General features: G+C 58.5%; 1 protein-coding gene. It reads right to left on the minus strand.

All coding sequences use genetic code 11. The features are described 5' to 3' along the window. Window positions 1-61 precede the first annotated feature (61 nt). Window positions 62-25339, minus strand: coding sequence for an Ig-like domain-containing protein (locus DBY68_RS07480; protein ID WP_158529107.1), 25278 nt, complete (start codon window positions 25337-25339; stop codon window positions 62-64). Window positions 25340-25396: the final 57 nt, after the last annotated feature.

Here is a 25396-nt window from a genome sequence, read left to right on the forward strand (position 1 = left end):
TCCATTGCCGCTAAAGAACTGCAAAGACCCGCCGCACACGGCGGACGGGTCTGTTAAGGGTTTAGCCTACGATTAACTGATGGTTTGCCAGTAATGTCGCGAGGTCGGTTTGAACACCGTTCAGCGTCACCAGGGTGGTGAAATCGCCGCCCTGCCCGCTCAGGTCAACCTGAATCAACGTGTTGCTGCCTTCCGTGGTGACCTTCAGGTAGCTCAACAATTCGCTGTTCGGATCGTCCATCTGCGCAATGCCGTTGATGTAGTGCGCGCTTTCATTGGCGGTGTAGCCGCTGCCCTGAAGCAGATCGCTGAGATCGATACGATCCGAGTCTGCCGTCCCTTCCCAGGTGCCGAGGGTGAAGCCTTTCACCACATCGCTGCCGTTGCCGCCGGTCGCATCAGCCCCGTTGAGCAGTTTGTAGAGCAGCGTATCCTGACCGCCATTGCCGATGTTAAAGGTGTCGTTACCGCCGCGGCCTTCGAAGATGTTGTCGCCGGTGCTACCGGTAAACACATCGTTGCCGCCGCCGCCCGCCACGCCTTCAATATTGACGAAGGTCGCTTTGCCAAAGCCCGTTTCCTGCGCGTTGGCATTACTCAGATCAATCTTCAGCGCCGTATCGCCCGCCAGTTTGTAGTCCACGATGTCCATGCCGCCCGTCGAACTCCAGACGTTTTCATCGGAGACCACCACACTGCCGCCCGCACCGTTGTATACGTGCGTGCCCGCCGTGGCATACAGGGTGTCGTTATAGCCCGTCCCCATAATGCCCGTGGTGTTACTGCCATCACTGGCAGCCAGCGCGCTATCGGCGGCTTTATCTCCGCTTTCAGCCGTCAGGACGTAAGCGTGGTTTTTCTCCACCGCTTTCAGGCCAGACCACGTACTGTTGACATTTGCAACCGTTGTCAGCGCGCCGGAGTCATCAAAGGCAAAATTCTCGACACCGCCGTAGTGCTGGCCGTTCGCCAACAACACCGCGCTGTACGACTTGCTGGCATCCAGCCCGTAGAAGTAGACCAGCGCCGTCGAGTCGTTCATGTTGACGCCACCCTGCGGGTTGATGATTTGCGAGCTGACCACTTTGCCTGTGGCTTCATCAATCAACAGCACCGTGTTGCCGTAGAAGATGTTGATGCCGTTGGCGTCGGTGAGACGCAGAATCATGCTGGTGCCGTCTTTGATGACGCTCTTGTTTTCGACGTAGGCGGTTGCGCCACCCTGCGCCCTGAATACCACCAGGTCGCGGTCGCCGTCATAGTCGAGGTCAATCGCCAGGCCGCCGGTGCTCACGTAGGTTCCGCTCAGGTTGGCGTTCTGCAGCAGCGTCTGCGGCATACTCCAGTTTACCTGTCCGGTGTTCACGTTCGTTCCCTGGTTAGTCCATAGCGCAACGATGTTGTTCGCATTCCCCAGACTGGTATTGCCCCTTTCTCCGGCAATTTCGATGACATCCATCTTGCCGTCGCCGTTCCAGTCCACGGCGATAGAGGTCATGCTGCTGATCTCATCGCCGAAGTTTTGCACGCTGTAACCCGCCCCAACACCATTGGAGGCAAGGGTTAAGTTTCCTTTACCATCGTTGTAGTAGATTGCGCTGTTGGCACCATAGCTTCCACCTTGTCCACCCAGTCCGCCAATGAACAGATCCATAAAACCATCACCGTTCAAATCTGCCCACATCATGGTGGTAAAGCGGTTAGCCGTCGTGCCGGTATTACCATAGAACACATCGGTAACGACCTGCGTATTCGTCAGCGTCATATTGCCGGCATCATTCACGCCGTTGCTGACAATCACCAAACGTTTGTCCGACGAGCTCGAACCACCTTTCGATGTAACGTTGCTGCCGCCCGTACCGTGATATGCCAGATCCACATACCCATCGTTGTTCAGGTCAACACCCGACAGTTCACGGCTAGGCTGAGCGTTGTTGTTGTTGGTCGAGGCGACGCCGTCCTGGGTCGTCGGTGAGTAAACATAAGCCCCCGTCTTATCGAACCCAAGAATGGTTCCGTCGGTGTTCATGACCAACTGAGAGTCATAACCCCCCCGAGCTTCGGAGTCATTAGGCGTTCCATCACCATAGGCAACATCAACGAAGCCATCGCCATCAAAGTCGATACCCACAATGCCTGCCCACCATGAGTAGGTGTTGGCGTTACCGTCGTTGGTTTGTCCGTTAACCCCGTAAGATCCCACCTGGAACGTGGTGTACGTGCCGTCGCTGTTGTACTTAAACGACTGTTGCCCGTTAGCGTATTCCGTATCCGATCCTAACAAGTCCATCAGGCCGTCGCGGTCAAAGTCGATAAACGACGACGATTGCTGGCGGTCGGTTCCGTTGAGCGACACGGAGTTAAACGATCCCAGCGTCGAAGACGTGGTGCCATTCTGCGTAAAGATGGTGGAGTTGCTCAGAATGCGCCAGGTTCCGTCCTCACCAATGGTCATCGCTGTACCGCTGTCACTGCTGGTGGCCGCCGTAGAACTAAAGCTGATCACCGGTGCCGCCGAAACGGTCAGTTCACTGCCGGTTTTATCCCGGCTGATCTCCTGACCATCTTTGTTGAACAGCACGGCGGTGACGTCATAGGTGTCGACATTCAGCGCATGCGAATCCTGCAACTGCACATACCAACTGTTTTTGTTCGGTTCAATAACCACATCGCCCGTGCGTGAGCTATAGGTTGTACCGGCAATCGTCACTTCCAGATACTCATCCGCATAGCGGTTAAAGTTCAACGTACCGCTGATAATCGGCGTCGAATCCAGCGTATCCTGGGTGTTGATGGTGATTGGCAGCTCAACCGTAAAGTTCATCACGTCAGAGAGCGTGCCCTCGTTACCTGCGGCGTCAACAACCGCTGCCTGATAACCGTAGGTCTGACCATCGCGCAGCGGTTCCGTCAGCGCAAACATCCACTCCGTACCGGTCACGCTGGCGCGGCCCAGATAGTCGCCGTTGCTGTCATAAACCCGGACAAACTCGCCCGTTTTCAGCGCTTCAAGTAGCGTGCCGCGCAGTACCGGTAAGCGTTCATCGGTGACGGTATTGGCGCCGAAGTTTCCGGTATCCGACCCGGTATTATCGGTGTAGCCCACCACTTTGGTGACGCCGCCCGGTGCATTGGTATCCACCGTGACAATCTGCTGTGTCGTCTGCCCAACGTTTCCGGCGTTATCGACAACGCGCAGCTGATACAGGTTTTCACCGTCATCCAGCAAGCGTGTGTCGATATAGCGCCAGTTCGTGCCGTTGACCACCACATCAATCCAGGTTTTGCCACCGTCGAGGCTTATCTGGGCGCGTTCATCTGCGCTCAGTTCCGCCCCCAGCGTACCGTACAGGGTGATAGAGGTGTCATTGGTCAGGAAGTCACTATCGCTGTACCCGGTATCATCCGAAATGCTGTCCACCGTAATGGTTTTCGCATCGTCCGGCTTGACCGTGTCGATGGTGACCGTCGCGCTGTCCGTCGCCCCGACGTTGCCCGCCGCATCGACCACGCGCACCCAATACTCGTGGTTGCCATCGTCCAGAACCTGGGTGTCGTTGTAGTACCAGGAGGTGCCGATAGTGACGGTATTCACCCAGGTCACGCCGCCGTCCATGCTGATCTGTACGTATTCACCCGGCTGGAGCGTGCTCACCAGCGAACCGTGGATCGTCAGCGTTTTATCGTTAGTGATAAAGTCGCTGTCGCTCAGACCGCTGTCTTCCGAGATATGCGTGATGGTGACCAGGTTCGTCATATCCGGGCGTACCGTGTCGACCGTGACGGTTTTGCTGGCGGTCTGGCCGACGTTGCCCGCATCGTCAATCACACGGAGCTGGTAGGCGTACGTACCATCATTCAGCTTCGCGTCGTTGGCGTAGATCCAGTCGGTGCCATTCACTTCAAGCTCGATCCACGCGCCGCCGTTGACACGAATTTGCAGATGTTCGCCCGCCTTCAGCCCTGCGCCCAGTCGTCCTTCCAGCGAGTAGGTCTGGCTGGACGTAATAAAGTCATCGTCAGCAATCCCTGTATCGCTTGAAATGCGGTCGATAATGATGCTCTGGCTGGCGTCAGGCGCGACGCGATCAAGTACCACGTTCTGGCTGTCGGTAGCACCGACGTTGCCCGCCTGATCGACAACGCGCACCTGATAGTTATGCGTACCGTCTTCAAGCGTGCGGCCATCGGCATAACTCCACTGGGTGCCATTGACGACCAGATCAATCCAGCTTACGCCGCCATCAAGGCTGATTTGCGCTTTATCACCGAGGCCCAGTGCCGCGCCGAGTTTACCGTTCAGCACCACATTGCCAACGTTGGTAATAAAGTCGTTGCCGACTAACCCGCTGTCGCTGGTCAGGCTATCAATCGAGATAGCCATCTGCGGTGGCGTCAGATCAACGCTGATGCCGTGGACGCTTTCCCCGCTGTTGCCAATGGTGTTAGTGACGCTGGCTTTGATCTCATAGGCATTGCCGTCGGTCAGCGCCATCAGTGCCACTGTACCCACCAGCACCGACCAGATCCCGCCCGCCTGCACGGTGGTTTCATAGGTGACGTTATTGAGCGTCACTACCACCTTCTGTCCTTGTGGTGCCGTGGTGGTGCCGGAAATGGTCAGGCTCTGCCCTCTTTCGGCGGCGTTGATCACGTCATCCTTCGCGACGGTATTGATGGCGATAACCGGTTTCTCGCCGCTCAGGGTCACTTCATGGGTGCCACTTCCGGTGTTGCCTGCGGCATCTTTCACGGTCGCGGTAATGGTGTACTTGCCATCCACCAGGCCGACGAAGTCGAGCGCCGGTACGGTGACTTCCCAGCTTTCATCCGCCGCCACTTTCGCTGTATAGGTGCGTCCAGCGAGTTCCACGGTGATGGTCTGACCGGCAGCGCCTTCCGCTTTACCGCTCACTTTCTGCGCCACGAGCTGTTCCGGCTGGTTCACCAGGTCGTCCCCGGCGACAACGTTAATCGTCACCACGGGCGCCACGGTATCGACAACGAAGGTCTCGCTGTTGCTACCCAGGTTGCCTGACGCGTCGCTGACCATCGCATCCACCTGAATCGTACCGTTGCCCATAAGGGCCACATCCGCTTTCGGGATCGTGGTTTGCCAACTGCCATCGCTGTTTACCGTCGCGGTATAGCTCTTGCCATTGACGGTGAGTGTCAACGTCCGCCCGGCTTCCGCCGTCGTAGAGCCGTTAATCACCAGCGCCTGCCCCTGCTCGAGCGCGTTGAGCAATCCGTCGCCCGATACCGGGGCGATGATGATTTCCGGCGGCGTAGTGTCAACCAGCAGAGATTGCCCCGCCTGGCCGATATTGCCCGCGCTGTCTTCCGCACTCACCGAAATGGTGTAACGCTGGCCGTCCGTCAGCAAGGCCAGATCGGCTTTCGGGATAGTCGTTGTCCAGCGATCGCCCGTTACCGTTGCCGTATAGTTCTTACCGTTCAGGGTGATCGTCACTTCGCTGCCTTCCGCCAGGCCGCTGCTCGACCCGGTCAGCGTCAATGTTTTCCCCTGCTCGCTGGCGTTCAGCACGCCATCGACTGCCGGAGTATCCATCGTCAACAGAATATTGGAGGTGTTCACCGTAACCACTTTGCCCTGGGTGGTGGCGTTGCCCGCACTGTCGGTGACGGTTGCGCTGATATTGACCGTGCCGTTGTTAAGCGCGGAAACAATCTGCGCCGGAACACCAATGCTCCATTTGCCATTGGCATCCACCACCGTGCTGACGGTGTAATCGCCCACGGTGACGGTGACCTGATTGCCGGCGACAGTGCCGCTCGTCGTCCCGCTGACCACCAGAGCCTGACCATGCTCTACCAGGTTAATGATGTCGTCGCCCGCCGTGATATCGAAACTCACCGTTGGCGCCATGATATCGACCGAAACCGTCTGGCTGAGGGTGGCCGGGTTACCCGCCGCATCAGCGATAGTGACCGTGCAGGTATATTGCCCGGTAGCCAGCGTTGCCAGCGCGTCTGGGGACAGATCAACCTGCCAGGTGCCGTCAGCCAGTACGCTGCCGCTGTAGTCCACACCATTCAGCGTCAGGGTAACCGTTGTCCCCACCGGGGCGTTGGTGGTGCCCGTGACCACCACACCGGCTTCGGCTTCAGCGATATTAATCACGTTATCCGCTGTTATCGGGTTCAGCGTGATGTGCGGCGGCGTGGTATCCACCTGATATTCATGGCTGGTGCTCGCCGGGTTACCGACTTTGTTGGTGACCTCAACCGACAGTTGCGCCGTGCCATCACGCAGGGCCGAAAGCGCTGCCGCTGGAATAGTGTGACTCCATGCGCCATCAGCACCAACCGTGGTGGTGTAGACCTTGCCGCCAAAGGTCAGGGTGACGGTTTGCCCCTGTTCAACGCCGGTGGTGTTGCCACTGAGCGTAAGAGGCTGCTTCATCTCCAGCGCGTTAAGGACGTTGTCATCGGTAACGTCATTCACCGAGACGGAGACAGGCGCGAGATCAACGGTGACTTCATGACTAATCTCAACCTTATTTCCCGCCGCGCTGCTGGCGCTGACGGTCATTTCCAGTTTGCCTTCATTCCACTGCTTCACGTCCGCCGCATCAATACCGACAGACCAGCTACCGTCTGCGGCCACCACGCCGCTGTAGCTTTTCGCGCCGATAACCAGCGTGACTTTCGCGCCAACCGGCAGATCCTCACTGCTGCCTTTCACCACCAGCGACTGGTTATGTTCGCTGAGGTTAATCACATCGTCGCCCGCCACGATATCGAAACGGATCCCCGGTTCGTTGTAGTCCACCATAAAGTCATGCTGGGCAGTGCCGAGGTTGCCGTGGCCGTTGGTGACACTGGCGGTGATCGTCAGTGCGCCATCGCCAATCGCGGAGAGTTCGTTCGCCGGGATTGTCGCTTGCCAGTTCAGGCTGGCGTCAACGGTCGCTTCATAGGTTTTCCCTGCCAGCAGAACGTACACAATGTCGTTTTCTGCCGCGCCGGAGACCTTGCCGCTCACCACGACCTCTTGCGCAGATTCATCCTTGTTAAGAGTGTTATCGTCGGTGATGGCGTTGATGGTAACGGTTGGCGCGCGGGTATCCACAACCAGTTGTGCGGAGCCCGACGCCGGGTTACCCGCTTCGCTGCTGGCGTTTGCCGTTACGGTGTACGTGCCGTCGCTAATCTGCGCCAGATCCGCAGGCGTCACTTCCAGCGACCAGTTACCGCTGGCATCAATTTGCGTGCGGTACGCTTTGCTGTTCAGCGTGACCGTCACCCACGTATCCGCCGCCAGACCATCACTGGTACCGTTAAGGGTCAGGTTAACGCCCTGTTCAACGGCGTTCAGTACGTTATCAACGGCAATCGCTTCAAACTTGAGCCAGGGTTGACCATTATCCACCACGATCGGGCGTGACTCGGTGCCGGTGTTACCCGCACTATCGGTAATCGAGACATTTACGTGCTGCTGACCCGCCCCCAGCGCCTGCATATCGGCAGCCGGAATGCCCACGCTCCAGTGCCCCTGTGCATCCAGTTGAGTGGTGTAATATTTGCCGTCCACCTCCACGCTCACGCGATCGCCCGCCATGCCGCCGACGCTGCTTCCGGTGACGACCAGCGCCTGGTTCTGCTCTGCGGCGTTGATGATGTCATCGCCGGAAATCAGGTCGATGGTCACCGTCGGCGCAACGGTATCAACGGTCAGTTGCTGCGTCGCGGTGCTGCTGTTACCGGCTTTATCGGTCACGCTAACGGTCACGCTGGCGCTACCCTGCGGCAAGCTTGCGAGTGCATTACTGGCAAGTGTCAGGCTCCAGCTGCCATCGCTGTTCACCGTCACCGGGTCGCCATAAGACTGGCCGTTAATAAGCACGATGACGCTCTGCCCTGCTTCAGCGCTGGTGGTGCCGCTGAGGGTGACCGCGCCTTCGACTTCGGCTTTATTCAGGACGTTATCCGCCGTCACCGCCGCAATCGTCAGCGTTGGCGCGGAAGCATCGACGCTGAATGCCCACTCGGCGCTGGCACTGTTGCCATGCTGATTGGTGACGCTGGCGGTGGCATTTGCCGTGCCATCGCGCAGTGCGTTCAGTGAACCTGTCGGCACGGTAAACTGCCAGCTTCCGTCATCCTGCACCTGTGCGGTCCAGGCTTTGCCCGCCAGCATCACGGTGACGGTCTGTCCGCTTTCCACGTTGCGGGTTGAGCCGCTCACCGTCAGCGCTTCGCCGCGCTCAATCGCGTTCAGCACGTTATCGGCGGTAAAGGTATCGATGGTTATTGCCACCGGCGCGATATCTACCGTGATTTGGTGATCCATTGCGGTTGTCGTCCCGGCGCTGTTCTGCGCTGTAGCGCTCAGTTGCACCGCGCCCGCACTCCAGCCTGCGACCACATTTTGTGGCACAGAGACGGCCCAGCTACCGTCAGCGTTGACACTTCCGGTCCAGCTTTCACCCTGACCGTCGGACAGGGTAACGATGGCATTTTCGGCCAGCCCGCTACTGGTTCCCGTCACCGCCAGAGCATGGCCCTGCTCAATGCTGTTAATCACATCATCACCGGCAACCGTATCAAAACGGATCCCCGGCGTACCGGTATTGACCGCGATATCACGGCTGTCCGAACCGGTATTACCGTGCGCATTCTGCACGCTGGCATCGATAGTCAGCGGGCCGTCACCAAAACCGGCAACGTCGGTGCTCTCGACGGTGACCGACCAGAGACCATTCGCCTCAACGGTGGTGTTGTGCGTTTTGCCCGCAACAATTACCTGCACGCTATCGCCTGGCGCAGCGCCACTCACCGAACCGGAGATCGTCAGATTTTGGCCCACTTCGCTCGCGTTAATCACATCATCGCCCGCGACCAGATCGATATGTACCACCGGCAGGCGGGTATCGACCTGCAACTGTGTGCTGCCGGAAACCGGGTTACCGTTGGCACTGCTGGCGCTGGCGCTAACCGTATAGCCCGCATCACCCAGCAAGGCCAGATCGGACGGCGCAACCGACAGTGACCAGTTGCCGCCGTTATCGGTTTGCGCGGTATATTCGCGCCCGCCGAGTTCGACGGTCACTGTTGCCCTCTCTGCCAGACCGCTGCTCTTACCGCTGATAACCAGGTCGCTTCCACGCTCGATGGCGTTAAGCACATTGTCATCGGCAATATCATCAAAAGTCAGCGTCGGCACACCCAGATCGACCTGATAGTCTTTCGTGATAGACGAACTGTTCCCGGCGCTGTCGGTAATGGTGACCGTCAGTTCGCCGCTGCCGTTCGGCAGGGTCGCCATATCTTCTGCGGTGACGCCAATGCGCCATGTGCCGCTGGCATCCACCTGTGTGGTATACGGTTTGTTATTAAACTCAACCACCACCATATCGCCCACTTTCGCATCAACGGTCGTACCACTGATCACCAGCGCCTGGCCTTTTTCCGCCGCGTTGATGATGTTATCGGCGGTCAGATCGTTTACCGCCACTGTCGGAGCCTGGGTATCCACCAGGAAGGTGTGGTTGCCGGATGCCGGGTTACCCGCCTTATCGCTCACGCTGACGTTAACCGTGGTTAACCCCTGCGCCAGATGACTGAGCGCATCGGCGGCAAAGAGCGCAGTCCAGACGCCGCCTGCCGTCACCAGAGCGGTTTGCTCAACGCCGCCAATATTGACCGTGACCGTCTGGCCCACTTCCGCCGTGGTGGTGCCCGACACCGCCACTTCACCGCGCGCTTCCGTACCGTTCAGCACGTTATCTGCGGTAACCGCATCGATGAAGATCGTCGGCGCGGTGGTATCAATAACAAAGTTCAGGCTGTTGCTGGCGCTGTTGCCGCTGGCATTAGACACGCTCACCTGCACGACGGCATCACCGTCGCGAAGCCCGTTCAGCGCCCCCGCATCCAGCGTGACGCTCCAGGCGTTATCCTGCACCGTGCCGGTGAATTGCTTGCCGTTCACGGTCACCATCACGGTACGCCCGTTGTCGATGTTAGTGGTGTCGCCCGTCAGGACGATTTCGCCTGATTTTTCCGCACCGTTCACCACGTTATCTGCCGTCACCGGATTGATAGAAACGGAGGTTTCACGCAGATCCATCGCCACGGATTCGTTAATTTCAGCGCGATTGCCGCTGCCTTTCTCTACGCTCGCCGTAACGGTGATCGACGCCCCGCTCCAGTTTTCCATCTGGTCTGGCGTGAGTTTCAGCAGCCATGAACCATCAGCCAGCGTCGATGCTGTGCCTACCGCTTCACCATTCACGAGGACAGAAACCGTACTGCCGACCGGAATATCCGTGGTCGTGCCGCTGATGAGCAGATCGCTTGCCCTTTCAGCAAGGTTCAGGGTGTTATCTGCGGTGACGCTATCGATACGAATGCCCGGTTCGGTGCTATCAAGCGTGATACCGTGCTGACCGGAGCCGATATTGCCATGCCCATTGGTAACGCTCGCAGTAATGGTCAGCGGCCCGCTGCCCAGTGCAGAGAGTTCGCCTGCACCTAACTCGACCGTCCAGGTGCCGTCACTCTTCACGTTTGTGGTATGCGATTGCCCGGCGATAATCACCGTCACCACATCATTTTCAGCCGCGCCACTTACCGTACCGTTAATCGTCACGACACCGTTCATTTCGGTCATACCGATAATGTCATCGTCGGACACCGGCAGAATGGTGATCGTCGGTGCGCGGGTATCCACCAGCAGCGACGTGGTATCCGTCACGCTGTTTCCGCTGCTGCCTGCGGCACTAGCGGTCAGCGTATAATCCGCCTCCCCCAGTTTCGCCAGCGCTTCCGCCGGAACGGAAACCGACCACCCGCCGCCTGCCTCAGTCTGCGTCTGATAATTCACGCCGTTGAGCGTGACGGTCACCACCGTACCCTCGGCCAGTGAACTGATGCCTGATACCGCCAGAGGCTGCATTTGTTCAATGGCGTTAAGCACCCCGTCGGTGGACAGCGTATCAAAGCGCAGTGTCGGAATGCCGGTATCCACGTCAATGGTGTGTTCCAGCGACTGGCTATTGCCCGCGCTATCGGTCACGGTCACATTGATTTCATAACCGATACTTTCCAGCACGGCCATATCCGCCGCCGGCACGCCAACGCTCCAGTTACCGTTCGCATCCAGTTGCGTGGTGTACGTTTTACCGTTCAGCACCACACTCACTTTATCGCCCGTCGTGCCGTTCGTGGTGCCGCCGCTGATGACCAGCGCCTGGCCCAGTTCAGTGATGTTGATCTTGTCATCACCCGCCACCGTGTTGATGGTTGGCGTTGGCGCAACCGTATCAACCAGCACGGAATGGGTCGTTTCGGTGCGGTTGTTCGCTGCATCTGTAATGACCAGTTTGATGTCGTTCAGCCCGTCGTTCAGGTCGACCAGATCCGCTGCGCTCACATTCAATGACCAGCGACCATCACTCCCCACGACGGCGTCGTGCGTTTTGCCGTTCAGCGTCAGTGAGAGCGTCTGCCCGATAGCATCGCTGGTGCCGGTTAAGGTCAGCGTCTGGCTAAGTTCGGTACTGTTCAGAATGTTGTCAGCCGTCACCGGGTCGATGGCCAGCACCGGTGCGTGCGTGTCAACGTCGAAGGTGTGGCTGTTGGTTGCTTTGTTACCGCTGACTGTGCTGACGCTCAACTGCACAGTCACTTCGCCGTCGCGCAGCGCGGCGAGAGAACCGGCGGGAACGGTCGTGCTCCACGTGTTGTTATTCACCGTGGCGGTAAACTGTTTATTGCCCACGGTGAGGGTCACAACTTGCCCGTCTTCAATGCCGCTGGTTGTGCCGCTCAGCACCACCTCGCCTGCTTTTTCTGCGGCGTTAAGGACGTTATCGGCGGTGATCACATCCATCGCCACCGATACCGGTGCGTTGTCAATCTGCACATCCTGGCGGATGACAGCGACATTACCTGCGCTGTTCTCAACGGACGCCTCAACGGTAATTTCCCCCGTCCAGCCGCCAGCCACACTCTGTGGAACGCTGAATGCCCAACTGCCGTCCGGGTTAACGGTCGTTTGCCTTATATCACTACCGATAGTGACGGTGACCGTCGCCCCCGGCTCCACGCCGTAAGTCATCCCGGTGACCCACACATCCAGCGCCAGTTCCGCGATGTTCAGCACGTTATCGCCGGTCAGGGCATCGATACGGATCCCCGGTACACCCGTGTCGAGGGTGAAATCACGGCTGCCAGAGCCCACGTTGCCGTGGGCGTTGGTGATAGCCACGTCTGCCGTCAACGGCCCGTCGCCCAGCATCGCCATGTCTGCTGGCGTCAGGGAGACACTCCAGTTACCTGCGGCATCCACCGTTGCGGTTTTCGCAGCCAGGCCACTGAGGGTGACCACGACGCGATCGCCTGATACCGCGCCCGTTACGCTACCGCCGATAAGCACAGCCCCCTGCGCTTCCGTACTGTTAATGATGTCGTCGGCGGCGATGATAGAGACGGTCACCACCGGCGCTTGGGTATCGACCAGCAACGGTTCCGTGGTGGTCACGTTGTTACCATCACCCGCCACGGCGCTGGCGCTTACGGTGTAGTTTGCTTCGCCAAGCGTTGCCAGATCGGCTGCGCTCACCTCAACGCTCCATTTACCGGTGGCATCGGTCTTCGCGATGTAGCTCAGCCCTGCCAGCGTCACCAGCACCTCGGTGTCGGCGGGCAGATCGCTGGTTCCGCTAATGGTCAGCGGCTGGCCTTTTTCGGTTGCGTTGAGAACGCCATCTTCGGCAAGAGTATCGATGTCCAGTTGCGGCTTGCCGGTGTTGACGGTGAAGTCATGGATGACGGTCTGTTCGTTCCCGGCCCGGTCAGCAATCACGACCGTGAAGTTGTTGTCGCCTTCGCTAAGTTTGGCCATTTCGCTGGCCGGAATGCCAACGCGCCACTCACCGTTGCTGTCGACGACGGTGTGATATTCCACATTGTTCACGGTCACGATAACCGTGTCGCCCGGTGCGCTGTCTGTGCTGCCGCCGTCAATCACCAGTGCCTGGCCCTTTTCGGTGGCGTTGATGATGTTATCGCCGGTCAGTGGGTTCACGGTGACCTGTGGGATAACGGTGTCGACGTTCACCACGCTGTTCTGCGTCGTGCTGTTTCCGGCGACATCGCTGACGCTGACGGCAAACGATACGCTACCGTTGCTAATGCCGTCGAACACGCTGGCTGGCACATCCACCTGCCAGGTACCCTCGGCGTTGACGTCGGCCAGCAAGGTTTCATTCCCCACTTTCACCGTGACAGTCTGCCCTTCACCCGCGTTGGTATAACCGCTCAGGATCTGTGTCACCTGCGCTTCGCTGGCGTTGACAACGTTATCATCGGTCAATGGGTTTACCGAAAGCGTCGGCGGCGTAGTATCGAGAACGAACGTCCCGCTGGCGCTGGCGCTATTTCCCTGCGAGTTCGTCACGCTGGCTTCAACGGCAACGCTGCCGTCTTTAATGGCGGCAAACATCGCGTCGGTGACCGTCACTTCCCAGGTGCCGTCCGCTTTAATGGTGGTATCCAGTCGCTGGCCACCGACATACACCACCACCGGGTTACCTGCGGCAGTACCCACGCTGGTGCCGGTAAGCACCTGTTCCGTCGCCGCTTCGCTGGCGTTAATAATGTTATCGTTGCTGAACGCGTCAATCGCGATAGCCGGCCCGGCGGTCACTACATCCACATCGTGGCTGACAGAAATGGTGTTGCCCGAAATATTCGCGCCGCTAGCTGTCAGGGTGACCGTGCCGTCATTCATTGAACCGACGTATTCGGCTGGAATTTCGATGATCCACCGTCCGTCATTGCCGATCATGACGTCATCAGACGAGAAAATTTCGATATTGCCATCCATCAACGTCAGCGTGAACTTCGTCCCTTTCGCAATATGCTCACTGGTTCCGCTCACCCACAGAGACTGATTCAGCTCGGCGGCGTTAATGATGTCGTCACCTGCAACCGTGTTGAAACGGATCCCCGGCAGGCTGGCGTCGATAGTCATTTCGCGCTCGGCGCTGCCCTGGTTGTTATATTCATCCGTCGCGGTGACGTTGACCGTCAGTGCGCCATCGCCCAACCCGGAAAGGGTGTCAGCGTCGAGCGCCAACGACCAACGCGTACCGTCGTCCGTCAGCACCACCTGATCGCCTGTGAACGTCTGCCCGCCAATGGTGACGGTCACGCTACTCACCGCCACATCGGTGGAGCCGGTGATGACGATCCCCGCCGCCGCTTCAACATTATTCACCACATCATCAGCAGTGATGGCATCAATGGTCACGCGCGGCAGGCTGGTCTGAATATCCAGCGGACGGCTGGCGCTTCCGGTATTCCCGGCGGCATCCGTCGCGCTCACGCTGACGTCGTATTGATGGTTGTCCACCAGCGCCGGAAGATCTTCTTTCGGCACAATCGCCGACCAGTTACCGTTCGCTTCCGTTACGCCGTAGTAGGTCTTGCCGTTCAGACGAACGGTCACCTGTACGCCTGCGGTCAGAATATCTGACGTACCGGTCACGGTGAGATCCGTACCGCGCTCGTCGCTGCTCAGGAGATCGTTTCCGGCGATCTCGGCGATAGTCAGAACCGGTGCCGTCGTGTCAACGGCAAATGGGAAGGCGTCCGTCCCGACGTTGCCTGCGGCATCGGTGATCGTCACCTCAATCACATGCTCGCCATCATCGAGCGCCGCCAGATCGCTGGCTTTCACCCCGACGCTCCAGCGCCCGCTGCCATCCACGATGGTCGAATAGGTGTGATCCCCCAGCGTTACCACCACTTTGTCTCCGGCGGCCGCCCCTGTGCTGCTGCCGCTGATCACCTGCGCCTGACCCGCTTCGGTCGCGTTCAGCACGTTATCAGCCGTCAGGCTATCGAGAGTGATGGTTGGTACTATCGTGTCGATCAGAACACTGTGCTCCAGCGAGGTGCTGTTCCCGGCTTTATCCGTCACCGCGATGGTCAGATCGTGTGACCCCTGCGCCAGCGTGCTGGCATCAACGACCATGCTCCAGATCCCGCCCGCAAGTACCAGCGCCGTTCCCAGCGTCTGGTTGCCAACGGATACGGTGACCGTCTGGCCAACTTCCGCATTCGTTGTGCCGCTGAGGGTAACCCCTGCAGTGGCTTCCACGCTGTTGATAATATTGTCGCCCGCGACCGTGTTGAGGGTCAGCATCGGGGATTCGGTATCGACCACGAACTGGCGTTCCGCACTGGCGGTATTGCCGTGGGCGTTAGAGACAGAAACCTGAACCGTTGTCTGACCGTCGCGCAGCGCGCCCAGGTCTGAACCACTCAACGTCAGGCTCCAGGCCCCGTTATTCACCGTCGCCGTGTACTGTTTACCGTTCAGGGTGATGATGACATCGCGACCATTTTCGACGCCGCGCGTCTCGCCGGTCAGCGTTTGTTCAGCGCCTTGCTCCGCCGCGTTCAGGCGATCGTCGCCAAACAGAGTATTCACCGACACCGCGACGGCTTGCGTATCGACCTCAACCGTGTGCGCAATGTTTTGCACGTTGCCCGAGGCGTTGGTGCCGCTAACCGCAATCACCAGAGGGCCCTCCGGCCAGGTTTGCATCGTCTGCGGCGAGAAGAGAAGCTGCCAGTTCCCCTGGGTATCCAGCGCGGCATCGTAGTTCACGCCATTGATGACGATCGTCAGCCCTTTCAGGTTATCCAGCCCGGTTGATGTGCCGGAAAGCACCAGAGAATTGCCCAGTTCAATGGCGTTGATCACGTCATCGCCTGCCACCGTATCGACACGAATCGACGGATAGGAGACATCAAGCAGGATCTCACGGCTGGCGTCGCCCCGGTTACCGTTCTGGTTCTCAACCCAGGCTTTCACCGTCAGGTCGCCATAGCCAATACTCTGCAACGCCTCCGCGCTGACGTTCACCGACCAGGTACCATTCGCCTGCACAATGGCTTCAAGCGGCTCGCTGAGCCCGATATCGATATAGACTTTTTGCCCGGCTTCCGCGTTTACCACGCGACCGCTAATGGTCTGCTCGGTTTTGATTTCGTCATCGTTAATGACGTTATCACCGGCAATGGTGTCGATGGTCAGCAGCGGCAGCGTCGTATCCACCAGCACATCGTGGCTGACGGTTTTGTGGTTGCCCAGCGTATCGGTCACGCTGGCGGTCACGGTGTAACTGGCTTCACCCAGTCCCGATAATGCTGACGGCGGCACAGTGACAGACCAGTCGCCATCGACGTTTGCCACAGTGGTGTACAGCACGCCGTTCAGCGTGACGGTAATGGTCTGATTCGGCTGGTTGCTGGTGCCGGTGATCGCCAGATCCTGACCTTTTTCGTTCAGGTTGATGATGTCATCGCTGGCAATCGCGTTGATGGTGATTTCTGGCTGTGCGGTATTCACCGTGAAGGTGCTTTCCAGGCGGCCTGCGTTACCCGCCTTGTCCGAAACCGTCACCACCAGCGGGTTGCTTCCTTCGTTCAATGCGGAAACCGCAGAAGCCGGTAAGCCAATGCTCCATTTATTGTCGCTGTTCAGCGCGGTGGTGTAGTTTTTCCCGCCGATAGAAACCGTAATAATCGCCCCGGCTTCCGCATCACTGCACGTACCGCTAATGATTTGCGCCTGACCGTGCTCGGAAGCATTCAGGATATTGTCGCCGGCAATATTATCCACGGTAATCACCGGCGGCAGGGTATCCACATTGACGTCGGTCGTGATACGGGTTTCATTGCCCGCCAGATCGCTGACTTTCAGATTCAGTTCAAAACTGCCCTGCGGCAGTGCGCTCTGTGCTGCTGGCAGCGTGATGCTCCATGCACCGTTGTCAGCCACCGTGCCGCTAAACCACTCCCCGTTCCATTCAACCTGTACCGTTTGCCCCTGCTCTGCGCCGCTGAAGCCGCTGACCACAAAGCCGCCTTGCGCTTCGGCCAGGTTAATGACGTTATCTCCCGCGACGCTGGAAACGCTTAATGCAGGCGGAGTAACGTCAACCTCATACTGACGCCCCGCATCGGCCTGATTACCGTTAACGCTGCTGACGCTCACCTGCACGCTGGCGGAACCGTCACGTAGCGACGCTAAATCCTCCGTTGAAAGATCGACGTGCCAGCTTCCGTCATCTTCCACCCGAGCCTGATACTCATGCCCGGCAAAAGTCACCGTCACGCTCTGTCCGACTTCAATACCGGAGGTGCTGCCGGTCAACGTAATTCCGTTTGCACGTTCTTCAGCGTTGATCACGTTATCCGTTGTGACAGGATCGATACTCACCGCCACCGCGTTCAAATCAACCTGCGCCAGATGGCCGAAACTGCTGCCTGCGTTACCTGACATGTTCTGTGCGCTGGCGACGATACTCAGTTCGCCGTTTTGCCAGCGGCTGACATCCGTCTCCGGTACGATCACCGACCAGCGACCGTCGCCATTCACCTGCGTGGTATAGGTGGTGGTTTCCACCACGCCATCTCGCATTCCGGTAATGGTGACCGTGACATCATGCCCTTTCGCCACGCCCGTACTGGTGCCGCTGATGGTGATATCGCCCTGGGCTTCCAGGATGTTAATAACGTCATCACCCGCCACGGTATCAATACGCAGACCCGGTACACCAGTATCCACGCTCAATTCATAGACTGCGCTGCCGCTGTTGCCACGACCGTTAGTGACCGTCGCGGTCGCCGTTAACGGGCCGTCGCCAAAGGCGCTGAAGGTATCTTTCGGAATAGTGACCGTCCAGACGCCGCCGGTTTCAACCGTCGTCTCGAAAGTTTGTCCGCCCAACGTCACCACGACGTTACTGCCCACTTCGGCATTTTTCGCGGTACCGCTAATAAACTGATCCTGCCCGCTCTCTTCAAGGTTAATCACATCATCATCCGCCAGCCGCGTAATGGTGACCTGCGGTGAAGCGGTATCCACGGTGATCGGACGGCTGGTACTCTGATGGTTGCCCGTTTCGTCAGTGACGCTGGCGGTGATCGTATAGTTCGCTTCGCCCAGCGCGGCTAAATCCGCCGGAGGAACGGTGACCTGCCAGTTGCCATCGCCATCAGCTTTGACAGTGTAATCGCGCCCGTTCAGGGTCACGAGAATGTCGCGATCCGACTGATTGCTCGTACCCGTGATGGTGATACCTGCGGCTTTCTCTGCATCGTTAACCACATCGTCAGCCGCCACCTGATTAATGGCGATTAACGGCAGATCCAGCACCACTTCCACACTGCTGGTCAGCGTGTCGAAGTTGCCCGCGCTGTCGGTGACCGTAACCTCCAGCGGATATTCACCAGCAATCAGATTGCCTGCTGGCGGCACGCCCAACTGCCAGTTGCCGTTGTCGTCCAGCACCGTGGTGTAGCTTTTGTTATTGAAGGTGACGGTAACGAGGGAGCCCGGTTCCGCATTCAGGCAGGAGCCCGAAATAATCTGCGCCTGTTTCAGTTCAGTGGCGTTCAGTTTGTTGTCGCCGGTTACCGGCGTCAGCGTCAGTTCCGGTACCTGTGTGTCAACATTGACACTGTGCGTCTGGCTGCTGGTGTTGCCCGCCTTATCCTGCACGCTGACAGCCACGGTTTGCATCCCCTGCGCCAGCGTCGTGACGTCCTGCACACCATCGATGTGTACGCGCCAGGTACCGTCACTCGTGACGTCGGCGGTATAGGTGTCATCCAGCCATTTAACAATAACCTTCTGGCCCGCTTCGGCGTTGGTGGTACCGCTAATGTCAAAACCGGCCTCCGCTTCCAGCGCGTTGACCTGGTTATCCGCTTCAACCGTGTTGATGCTGATGGTCGGCGGCGTGGCGTCGATCACAAACTGACGTTCCGCCGATGCGCTATTGCCGTTGATATTGCTGGTGCTGACGCGGATGCTGGCCTCGCCCTCTTTCAGGCTGCCCATATCCACCGCGGCAACCTCAAGCGTCCAGCGACCGCCAGCCACTTCAACATCATAGCGATGGCCCGCGAAGGTAACCGTCACATACTGACCGTCTTCAATGCCCACCACCGCGCCGCCCAGAGTCAACGGCTCGCCGCGCTCGGTCAAATTGAGAACGTCATCCGCGGTGATAGGATCGATGGTGATCGCAGCCGCACTGAGATCCAGTTCAACTTTATGCTCAATGGCGCTTTGGTTGCCGTTGATGTTGGCAACGCTTGCGCCAATCACGACTTCGCTGCCGCTCCAGCCCGCCACTTCCTGCGAACCTATGTTGACAGACCAGCTTCCATCGGCATGCAGCGTGGTGGTGTGCGAAACGCCATTGATCGTCACAATCACATCCGCGCCCGCTTCCGCGCCCTGCGCCGTACCGCTGATCAGTAAATCCTGTTGGTGTTCGAGGATGTTGATAACGTCATCGCCCGACACGGTATCGATACGAATGCCCGGTTTGTCGATATCGATGGTGAACTGATACTGGCTTTGCGTACTGTTGCCATGTTCGTTAGTGACAGAGGCGGTCGCCGTCAGGCGACCATCGCCTAAGGCCTCCAGCATCGCCTTCGGAAGTTCCAGTTCCCAGGTACCGTTAGCCTCAACCCGCGCCTCATAATCCTGACCGCCGATGGTGATGGTCACCGTTTTTCCAGCTTCAACATTCTGGGTAGAACCCGTCAGCGTCTGCGCTGTGGCCAGTTCATCAATGTTGATGACATCATCACTATTGTTTTGCAGGCCGTCGATTTGCAGCACCGGGGATGCGGTATCCACCAGGATGGCCTGGCTTGCGCTGGCGCTGTTGCCCGCGGCATCAGTGACGCTGGCAACCAGCGTATAACCGGCCTCGCCTAACAGCGCCAAATCGGCAGGCGATAACGCGACCTGCCAGACGCCGCTGTCAGCATCGGTGGTGGCCGTGTAATTTTTGCCGTTGAGGGTCAGGGTTACCTCAACACCCTTCTGGTTGCTGGTGCCGGTAAGCGTAATGCCTTCGCCACGCATCTGCGCGTTGATAACACCGTTATTGTCTACCGCATCGATAGCGATTTCCGGCGCGGCCAGGGCGACATTGAAGTCATGGCTGCCCGTGCCAATGTTTCCGGCGCTGTCTTTGACGGTCACCAGAATAGTTTGCTTGCCTTCCTTGAGATCGAGGACGGAATCCGCAGGCATCCCAACGCTCCAGCGCCCGGCGGCGTCCAGCACGGTGGTGATGCTCCAGCTTCCTACCGCAACGGTGACAATATCGCCCGCCGCTGCGTCCGTCACGCTGCCGCTGATAATTTGCGACTGGCGATGTTCGGTGCTGTTCAGCGTGTTGTCGCTGCCGCCGACCTTATCAATGGTGACAACAGGCGCCTGGGTATCCACCAGCAGCGTTTGCGTGGTTGTCGTGCTGTTTCCGGCTTTATCCGTCAGAGTGACCACGACCTGCTGCGGGCCTTGCGGTACCTGCGCCGCATCCGCCGCATCGATCTGCGCGCTCCAGCTACCATCGGCCTGAACAACGACCTCGTACGCTTTTCCATTCCAGGTCACCTGACCTTTCTGGCCCATCTCCGCGTTGCTCTGGCCCTGAATGGTAAACCCGGCCGTGGCTTCTGCCGCGTTAATCACGTTATCACCGGTGACCGCATCGAGCACAATCGTCGGTGCACTGAGATCAACCTCGTAACCCTGTGCGCTGTGCGCCTGATTGCCGTTCTGGTTACTGACGCTTACCTGCACCGTCGCGTCACCTTCGCGCAGCGAAGCCAGGTCAGATGGCGACAGGGTGTAACTCCAGCCGTTATTTTCATCAACGGTGGTGGTGTACTGATGACCCCCAAACAGAATGGTCACAGTCTGGCCCGCTTCCACACCGGAGGTCGTCCCCTTCAGTACCAGCGGCTGCCCCTGCTCGGTGGCGTTAATCACGTTATCTGCGGTGACGTTCTCAATTGAGATAGCCACGGTATCGAGATCCACATCGATCGTATGCTGCCAGGAGCCGGTATTTCCGGCGTGGTCATCGACACTGGCATCAATCTTCAGCGCGTCGTTCGGCCAGCGTGCAACATCGGTCGCCGGAACGGTCACCGACCAGGTACCGTCCGCGTGCAGCGTGGTACTGTAATCCTTGCCATTCACGGAGACCAGGACAGCCGCCCCGGTATTCGCACCGCTTACCGTACCGCTGATCACTACCGGCGCGCCCTGTTCAATCAGGTTAACCACGTCATCACCTGCCACGGTGTCGATGCGGATCCCCGGAAGAGTGGCGTCAATTTCGGACTGATATTCGCCTGTGCCACGGTTGCCGTGGACGTTGGTGACTTCCGCCGTAAAGTTCAGTTCACCATCGCCCAGCGCGGTGAGTTCATCTTTGGTTAATTCGATGTTCCATTCGCCAGCACCGTTCACGATGGCGTCTTTGCTAATGCCGCCCACGGTCACCGTGACAGTGCTGCCCGCTTCCGCGTTGACCACGTAGCCCGTCAGGATCTGCCCGGTGTTGACTTCATCGAGGCTGATGACGCTGTCGTTGCCATCAAGCCCGGTGATCACCACCTGCGGCGCGGCGGTATCCACTACCACGTTATGGCTGGTTGAGGCGCTGTTGCCCGCGCTATCGGTCACGCTTGCGCTGAGGGCGTATTGCGCTTCGCCCAGCGCCGCGAGGTCTGCCGGGGTGATCGTGACAGACCAGTCACCCTGCGCGTCGGCGGTTGTCTGGTATTCACGCCCGTTGAGGGTCAGCGTTATCTGACGGCCCGGCTGGTTGCTGCTACCGCTCACCTCCAGGCTCTGGCCTTTTTCGATGGCGTTGATCACATCGTCGCTTGCCACACCGTGATTAATGGCGATTTCTGGCGCGGCAAGGCTCACGGTAAAGACATTTTCACTCTCACCGGTGTTACCGGCTTTGTCGGTAATGCTGGCGGTAATTTTCGCCTCACCTGCGGCAAGGGCCTGAATCTTGTCAGCCGCGACGCCGATGCTCCAGCGGCCAGCGGCATCCAGTACGGTGGTGAAGGTTTCTGTCTGTGCGTCACTGCCAGTGCCGTAGTACAGCGTGACGGTCACGCTATCACCCGCGATGCCCCCGGTGCTGGAGCCGGAAATCACCTGCGCCAGTTGATGCTCTCCCTGGTTTATCACGTTGTCGGCGGTGAATGTGTCGATAATCACCGTCGGTGCGAGCGTATCGACCAGGATGTCCTGCGATGAGGTGCTACTGTTGCCCGCGCGATCCTGTACGGTCACCGTGACGCTTTGCGCGCCCTGACCCAGCGCGGTTAAATCTGCTTTCGGAACGGTCAGGCGCCAGGTGCCATCATCTGCTACTTCAGCGGGGTAGGATTTACCATTTAGGCGAACGGTAACAGTCTGCCCCGGCTCTGCCGAGGTGATGCCGCTCAGGATTTGCCCGGCGGTGTGCGTCGCTTCTGCCGCGTTAAGAATGTTGTCATCGGTCAGGGAGTCAATGCTGACAGACGGAGGTTGTGTATCGACAGTGACCTGACGACCGCTACTGGCACTATTGCCGCTGGTATTGGTGACGCTGACCTGAATATCCGCCGCGCCATCGGCAAGATTCGACAGCACGCTTGCCGGCACGTCACAGTGCCAGCTACCGTCGGGCTCTACGGTGGCAGTGAGCGTTGCGCCGCCAATGCGGATCACCACGGTCTGACCCGCTTCCACAGTCTGTGTCAGACCTTCCAGCGTGATCCCCGCCCCTTTTTCGGCGGCATTGATCATGTCATCGCCCGTCACCGGGTTGATGGAGACAGCGACCGGGTTGAGATCGACGGTCACACCATGACTGCCGGTTGCCTCGTTGAAGCCGTCATTAGCAGAGACGGTGATGGTCAGGCTGTCCTGCCCCTCAACCAGCGTTTTCAGTTGATCGCTGCTGATGCCCGTCTGCCAGCGCCCGCCAGGGCCAATCTGCGCGGTAAACGCTTGACCATTGATCTCCAGTTGTACGGTCGTGCCCGCCTGAATATGGCTGCTGGTACCGCTGATGGTCAGGGATTGATTCAGTTCGATGGCGTTAATGATGTCATCACCGGAGACGATGTCCACGCCGAGACCCGGCAGGTTAGCGCTGATCACGAATGCCCCGTGAGTCGTGGCGCTGTTGCCGCTGAAGTTGGTCACGGTGGCGGTGATATTCACTTCGGTGTCGCCCAGCGCCTGCAACTGCGCGGAGGTCACTTCCCTCTCCCAGCTCAGATCGCTTTTAACGACAGCGTTGCCCAGCAAAATGCCGTTCAACGAAACAGCGACGGTATCGCCCGGTTTCGCATAGCTGACAGAACCGGTGATGTACTGGCTTTGCGCCACGTCGTCCACGCCCAGCAGGTTATCGCCAGCGACGGTATTCAGCGTCACCACTGGCGATAAAGTATCCACTACCAGCTTGCCGCTGTTTTCAACCGCGTTACCAATCGCGTTGGCCCCCGCGACGGTCACCGAGTAGGTGGTGTTATCCAGTGACACCAGGTCTTCCACCGGGACAATGACTGACCAGCAGTTGCCCCCGCCCTGCGCGCTTTCAACGGTAGACTGATAAACCTGGCCGTTCAGAGTAACGGTTAATTCAGTGCCCACCGCAAGGTTAGTGGTACCGGAAATGGTCAACGGCTGGCTGACACTATCCGCATTCAGCGTGTGCGCACCATTGATCTCATCAATCTGGATTACCGGCGCTTCCGCCGCCATCGTGAAGGTGTGCTCACCGCTGCTGACGTTGCCCGCCGCATCGGTGATGGTAATCTGGGCCGTGTGCTGCCCCTGCTCAAGCTGGCTAATCAGCGCAGGGGTTAACGGCGCGCTCCACTTCCCGTCGCTGGAGATCGCGCCGATTATCGTGGTGCCATTGATGGTCACTTCCACTTTGCTACCCGGCGCGGCATCGGTGGTACCGCTGAGGATCTGCACTTCCGACTGCTCCTGAGCATTCAATACGTTATCAGCAGTCAGGCTATCCACCGTGAGGGCTGGCCCGACGCTGCTTATTGTCACGCTGCCCGTCGTGGTGGTTTCGTTACCCGCCTTGTCGCTGACCGTGACGGTAATGGCATTCGGCCCCTGAGGGAGCGTTGCAAGCGCGTCGGCATCGATGGAAATCTGCCATTTCCCGCCAGCCTGGACGGTGGTCGTCCAGCTCTTGCCGCCAATGTTTACGGTGACCGTCTGCCCTTCTTCGGCGTCGGTTGTGCCACTCAGGCTTTGCGCTGTCGCCAGCTCACCGCTGTTAAGAACGTTGTCATCAGTCAGCTTATTGATTGTCGTATTTGGTGCCTGGGTATCCACCATCAGGGTTTGTTCACCCGTGATGATATTGCCGGTGCTATCCGTACCCGTGACCTTGACCTGATGCGTACCCTGTGCCAGCTTGCCGATATCGGCGGCAGGCACCGAAACCTGCCAGCTTCCGTTTGCGCCCACTTCTGCGGTGTACGTTTTGCCGTTTAGCGTCACAGTGAGCGTGGTGCCCGCCGCGAGCTCTTTTGACTGTCCGCTGACGATAACGGCGCTGGCCGCTTCTGTTGCGTTGACGACGTTATCGCCGCTCACGGTATCAGCGGTAATACTGGCCTTCGCCGTCACCACTTCCAGGGTGATTTTGCCGCCATCGGTAGTTTTGCTACCGTCGATCTGCACCACGCTCCAGGTATGCGAGCCTGCGTTCTGGGTCGGTAACGTCACTTTCCAGGTGCCGTCGCTGCTGACCATCGCGCTGGCGACGGTGTTGCCGCTGGCATCTTTGATTTGAATCGTGCTACCCGGCTGCCCGGTGCCGGAGAACGTTGGGGTGGTGTCATCGGTCAGCGCATTGCTGCTCAATACGCCCTGCTTGTCACCCTGATCGTCAGAGACAACAAACGACGGCTTTGCCGTCTCAACCGGCCTGGTATTATCGATGACAGTGGTATGGCTCCCCCCACCATCATCATTTGCCAGCAGAGCGCCGATGCCGCCGCCCACCAGCACGCCGCCTGCAATCCAGCCCCACGGCAGGTTATCCAGCGCGCTCTGTTCGATAAAAGGTTCAATACTGGCAATCGGCGTCGCCTGCGGCGTCAGCGCAACCTGGCCCATGCCCAGGCTTTCGCCCGTTTCGGCAAAAGTGATATGGGTCAGTTGCTGGTTGTCATCCATAAACACCAATTCTGACTGTTTACCGTCCTCTTCGCCAAAGGCTGAAAAATAGTTGCTGCAGCGGATGACCGAGCCATCTTTCATGTAGATGAGCAGGTCTTTTCCCTGACGAACATATCGCTCGACGTTTGCCGGCGCCCCCTGAATCTGCACTACGCTCGGTTCGGTCAGTAAAATGGAGAGATTCCCCTCACTGTTGAGGACTGTTTTACTGGCGGTTTTACGGGCGATGATATTGATTGTTTTAGACACAGGAGGCTCCTTGTAAGTATCTGCGGAACTGCGTTTTTCCTGAGATGGCGAATAAGG

Origin of the sequence: Pseudocitrobacter sp. RIT415 (assembly GCF_003057695.2) — a bacterium.
Taxonomy (GTDB): domain Bacteria; phylum Pseudomonadota; class Gammaproteobacteria; order Enterobacterales; family Enterobacteriaceae; genus Pseudocitrobacter; species Pseudocitrobacter faecalis.